We start from the raw sequence: 4,281 nt of genomic DNA, 5'->3' as shown, positions 1-4,281 counted from the left end.
CCAGTTCCCGCATCGGGGTCCACGGGCCGGGGCGGCCCCGCGGGTCCCGCAGCACCACGTTCGCCGCCACGGCGTCGTGCCCCTCGCGGAACACGTTGGCGGTGACCTGGAACGTCTCGCCCACGACCGCCTTGGCGGGGCGCCGGCCGTGCTGGACGACCGGGCGGACGTCAAGGACGGGGATCCGCCCCACGGCGGTGGCGTCGCCCGTGGTGTGGGGATCCGGGGCGGCGTCCGGGGTGGTGCCGGGCCGCCGCCCGGGTGGCGCGGCCGCGCCGGGTGTGCTGGTCGTCGGGGGTGCTGCCGAGTGGTGCGTGGCGGGCATGACCGCTCCTGTCCGCGTCAACGAGGGTGTGGGCGGATGTCTGTGGGGAGAAGGGTCCTGCGTGGTCCGATGAGGTGTACCGGTGGAGCCTTCCCACTCTGTTCGGGTGAGCAATCCGGCACTTTGTTACCTACTCACGCGTACGTCCGCACACAAGACCTGCCACTTCCCCGCGCGGGAGCCACAGCCCGGACTTCCGCCGCTACGAGCGCGGTACCCGCAAAACTGTGTTCGACGCCCCCGGCACGCAGATCCGGGCGGCGCGGTGGGAAAACCGGCCGACGGGGCCGCCGCCGGAGCCCGCGGGCGGACTTCCCGGCGAGGACGACACGAACGCCGGTACCGTCAAGGGAGACGACGAGACGCACATCGCCGTGCGTCACCCTCGAACGCGCTGAGGTGGAATGTGAAGGCGATCCGCCGGTTCACCGTCCGTCCTGTTCTCCCCGAGCCCCTGCGGCCGATCGGCGAGCTGGCGCGCAACCTGCGCTGGTCATGGCACGCAGAGACGCGCGACCTCTTCCAGTCCGTCGACCCCGAGCGCTGGGCCGCCTCCGGCGGCGACCCGGTACGGCTGCTCGGCGGCGTGCCCCCCGAGCGGCTCACCGAGCTGGCCGGGGACCGCCGCTTCCTGCGCCGCCTGCGGGCGGCCGCCGACGACCTGCACGACTACCTGAGCGGCGACCGCTGGTACCAGACCCGGTCCGCCGAGCTGCCCGCCGCGATCGCCTACTTCTCGCCCGAGTTCGGCATCACCGCCGCCCTGCCGCAGTACTCCGGCGGCCTCGGCATCCTGGCCGGCGACCACCTGAAGGCCGCCAGCGACCTCGGCGTACCGCTGATCGGGGTCGGGCTGCTGTACCGGCACGGCTACTTCCGCCAGACCCTGTCCCGGGACGGGTGGCAGCAGGAGCACTACCCCGTCCTCGACCCCCACGAACTGCCGCTGACCCAGTTGGAGGAGGCCGACGGCTCCGCGGCGCGCGTCTCGCTCGCCCTGCCCGGCGGCCGGGCGCTGCACGCCCGGCTCTGGCTCGCCCAGGTCGGCCGGATCCCGCTGCTGCTGCTGGACTCCGACGTCGAGGAGAACGACCTGGGCGAGCGCGGGGTGACCGACCGGCTCTACGGCGGCGGCAGCGAGCACCGCCTGCTGCAGGAGATGCTGCTCGGCATAGGAGGTGTCCGGGCGGTGCGCACGTACTGCCGGCTCACCGGACACCCCGAACCGGAGGTGTTCCACACCAACGAGGGGCACGCGGGCTTCCTGGGCCTGGAGCGCATCGCCGAGCTCTGCGGCCAGGGGCTGGACTTCGACGCCGGGCTGGAGACGGTCCGCGCCGGGACCGTGTTCACCACGCACACCCCCGTCCCGGCCGGTATCGACCGCTTCGACCGCGAGCTGGTCGCCCGCCACTTCGGTCCCGGCGCCGAGCTGCCGCGCCTCGACGTTCAGCGCATCCTGGAGCTCGGCATGGAGACCTATCCGGGCGGTGAGCCCGACCTGTTCAACATGGCCGTGATGGGTCTGCGCCTGGCGCAGCGCGCCAACGGCGTCTCCCTGCTGCACGGCCGGGTCAGCCGCGAGATGTTCTCCGGGCTGTGGCCGGGGTTCGACCCCGAGGAGGTGCCGATCACCTCGGTGACCAACGGGGTGCACGCCCCCACCTGGGTGGCCCCGGAGGTGTTCCGGCTCGGCGCCCGGCAGATCGGCGCCCAGCGCGCCGAGGACGCGCTGTCCGTCGGCGACTCGGCCCGCTGGGACTCCGTCGCCGACATCCCCGACCAGGACGTCTGGGACCTGCGCCGCGAACTGAGGGAGCAGCTGGTGACGGAGGTGCGGCGGCGGCTGTACGCCTCCTGGCGCCAGCGCGGCGCCGGGGAGGCCGAGCTGGGCTGGATCGGCGGGGTGCTGGATCCCGAGGTGCTGACGATCGGCTTCGCGCGCCGGGTGCCGTCGTACAAGCGGCTGACCCTGATGCTGCGGGACCCGGACCGGCTGACGGACCTGCTGCTGCACCCGGAGCGGCCGGTGCAGATCGTGGTCGCGGGCAAGGCGCACCCGGCCGACGACGGCGGCAAGCGGCTCATTCAGGAGCTGGTGCGGTTCGCCGACGACCCGCGGGTGCGCCACCGGATCGTCTTCCTGCCGGACTACGGCATGGCGATGGCGCAGAAGCTCTACCACGGCTGCGACGTCTGGCTGAACAATCCGCTGCGGCCGCTGGAGGCGTGCGGCACGTCCGGGATGAAGGCCGCGCTCAACGGCTGCCTGAACCTGTCGGTGCTGGACGGCTGGTGGGACGAGTGGTACCAGCCGGACTTCGGGTGGGCCGTCCCCACCGCGGACGGGGCGGGGGTCGATCCCGACCACCGCGACGACGTCGAGGCGGCGGCCCTGTACGACCTGCTCGAACGGCGGGTCGCCCCGCGCTTCTACGAGCGCGGCCGGGCCGGGCTGCCCGAACGCTGGATCGAGATGGTCCGCCGGACGCTCTCCCTGCTCGGCCCCAAGGTGCTGGCCGGCCGCATGGTCCGCGAGTACGTCGAGCGGCTGTACACCCCGGCGGCCCTGGCGCACCGCGCGATGGACGCGGACGCGGCGCGCGAGCTCGCGGCGTGGAAGGAGCGGGTGCGCGCGGCCTGGCCCGGCGTGCGGGTCGAGCACGTGGAGACGTCGGCGGCGACGGCCACCGCGGAACTGGGCACCAGCCTCGGCCTGCGGGTGCGCGTCGGCCTCGGCGACCTCGGACCGGACGACGTCGAGGTGCAGGCGGTGTCGGGGCGGGTGGACGAGGAGGACCGGATCGCGGACGCGACCCCGGTGCCGCTGAAGCCGGCGGGCGGGCCGGACGCCGACGGCCGCTGGGTCTACGAGGGCCCGCTCTCCCTGGACCGCACCGGCCCCTTCGGCTACACGGTCCGCGTCCTGCCCGCGCACCGCCTGCTCGCCTCGGCGGCCGAGCCGGGCCTCGTGGCGGTGCCGTCGGAGGAGACGGGCGAGGGGGCCGGGGTGCTGATGCGGTGACGGTTCAGTCCTCGGTGTCCTGCCCGCACAGCCGCCGCAGCACCAGGCCGCACCGGCGGGCGTAGGCATGCTGCAGGCCCCGGGTCGCCGGGCCGCCCGCGCGGGCGTACCACTTCGCCGGGCGGCTGAAGGCGCGCACCGTCAGCCAGACGGTGCCGTCGCCGGTGCGGTCCACGACGAACGCCTCCTCGCCGGTCTCCGGGTGTCCGGGCAGGGTGCCGTAGGCCCAGCCGGCGCGGCGGGGCTCCTCCGCCGTCCACACCACACGGCACGGGGCCTTGATCATGCCGGCGAGGGTGACGGTGACGTCGACGCCGGGCGCGGCCCGCTCGGCGGTCGCGTCGATGCCGACGCCGACGGCCCGGTGCATCTCCCAGGTGAGGAGGGCCTCGGCGGCCCGGTGGAAGACGTCGTGACCCTCGCCGACGCGCGTGCGCACGTGCATCGTGTGGAAGCCCGGGGGATAGGAGGCGGGATCCTCGCGGGTCGCGCCGACCTCCTCGTAGGTGAAGGACATGGGCCCCAAGCCTAAGGGCTGTCCCGCAATCTCCGGCGGGCGCACGACGACAGCCACGGCACCTCGCCGCGTTGTCGGACCGCCCTGATACGCGCGGTATGAGGACGACCCTCCGTCGGCGATGCACCGCATCCGACGCCGCGCGGTGATCCACCGCGGATGACGGGACAGCCCTCAGGTCCTGTCCTCCGGACAACGCCCGTTGCCGGGTGCGGTGCCCTTCGGCCGGCCCGGGCGGGGGGAGCGATCCGCACGAGAGGGATCGGGTCCTGTGGTGGCCGCGCTCCTGCCGTGCGGTGAGGGCGACGGCCCGGAGACGGGTCGGCACCCGGGAGGACGATCCTCCCGGGCCGGCCGGTTGCGGATGAGCTTGACCTGCCGCACGACGTGAATCACGCCCTCGATCAAATCGAC

Annotated in this window: 3 protein-coding genes; 1 reads left to right on the top strand and 2 read right to left on the bottom strand. The window is 74.1% G+C overall.

Annotated features, from left to right (window positions below; genetic code table 11):
- Positions 1-325, bottom strand: a 325-nt coding sequence (locus ACWDNY_RS31175) for a maltotransferase domain-containing protein (RefSeq protein ID WP_451649168.1), incomplete at its 3' end; no start/stop codon positions are given.
- 406 nt (positions 326-731) lie between these two features.
- Between ACWDNY_RS31175 and ACWDNY_RS31170 the strand changes: the two genes are divergently transcribed.
- Positions 732-3,350: a glycosyltransferase family 1 protein gene (locus ACWDNY_RS31170; protein ID WP_451649167.1), complete on the top strand. Its 2,619-nt coding sequence runs from the start codon at positions 732-734 to the stop codon at positions 3,348-3,350.
- 4 nt (positions 3,351-3,354) lie between these two features.
- On the opposite strand, the gene ACWDNY_RS31165 is transcribed toward ACWDNY_RS31170, so the two are convergent.
- Positions 3,355-3,867, bottom strand: a complete 513-nt coding sequence (locus ACWDNY_RS31165) for a DUF1990 domain-containing protein (protein WP_451649166.1) — start codon at positions 3,865-3,867, stop codon at positions 3,355-3,357.
- Positions 3,868-4,281: the final 414 nt, after the last annotated feature.

Source organism: Streptomyces sp. NPDC003697 (genome assembly GCF_053587115.1).
Note: the sequence above shows the minus strand (reverse complement) of the source record. Positions and strands in the feature narration are given on the sequence as shown.